Below are 1,196 nucleotides of genomic sequence, written 5' to 3' on the forward strand. Positions count from 1 at the left end.
CTACTCGATGACCTTGGTGACGACGCCTGCGCCGACCGTCCGGCCGCCCTCGCGGATCGCGAAGCGCAAGCCTTCCTCGCACGCGATCGGCGTGATCAGCTCGACGATCATCCGCACGTTGTCCCCCGGCATGACCATCTCCACCCCTTCGGGCAGGCTGATCGATCCGGTCACATCCGTCGTCCGGAAATAGAACTGCGGACGGTAGTTCGAAAAGAACGGCGTGTGACGACCGCCCTCGTCCTTGGAGAGCACGTACACCTCGGCTTCGAACTTCTTGTGCGGCTTGATGCTCCCCGGTTTGGCCAGCACCTGACCGCGCTCGATGTCGTCACGCTCGATGCCGCGCAAGAGCACCCCGACGTTGTCGCCGGCGATGCCCTCGTCGAGCAGCTTGCGGAACATCTCGATGCCCGTCACGACCGTCTTGCGCGCCTTGTCCTGCAACCCGACGATCTCGATCTCGTCGCCGACCTTCACCCGGCCGCGTTCGATGCGGCCCGTGCCCACCGTGCCACGACCGGTGATCGTGAAGACGTCTTCGACCGGCATGAGGAACGGCTTGTCGACGTCGCGCTCGGGCACCGGTACGTACTTGTCGACCGCGTCCATGAGCCCCAAGATCTTTTGGCCCCAATCCCCAGTCGTCGTCTCCTCGAGCGCTTTGAGCGCCGAACCGCGGATGACCGGGATCTCTTCGCCCGGGAACTTGTACGTCGTCAGCAGTTCGCGCACTTCCATCTCGACCAGGTCGATGAGTTCGGGGTCGTCGACCATGTCGATCTTGTTCAAGAACACGACCAGGTACGGCACGCCCACCTGGCGCGCCAGCAAGATGTGCTCGCGCGTCTGCGGCATCGGGCCGTCCGCCGCCGACACGACCAGGATCGCGCCGTCCATCTGCGCCGCCCCGGTGATCATGTTCTTGATGTAGTCCGCATGACCGGGCGCGTCGACGTGGCTGTAGTGCCGGTTCTTCGTCTCGTACTCGGCATGGTACAGCGAAATCGTGATCCCGCGCTCCTTCTCCTCAGGCGCGTTATCGATCTGGTCGACGATCAAGGGCTTGGTCCCCGTCCCCGACGCCGCGAGCACTTTCGTGATCGCCGCCGTCAACGTCGTCTTGCCGTGGTCGACGTGACCGATCGTCCCGATGTTCACGTGCGGTTTCGTCCGCTCGAATTTCGCCTTTGCCA

The 1,196-nt window shown here is 63.8% G+C and carries 1 protein-coding gene; it reads right to left on the reverse strand.

The genetic code is table 11. The features are described from left to right. The coding region (gene tuf, locus VFO25_03925) for an elongation factor Tu (protein ID HET9342054.1) at positions 1-1,196 on the reverse strand (1,196 nt) is incomplete at its 5' end.

This window comes from Candidatus Eremiobacteraceae bacterium, assembly GCA_035710745.1.
Lineage (GTDB): Bacteria > Vulcanimicrobiota > Vulcanimicrobiia > Eremiobacterales > Eremiobacteraceae > JANWLL01.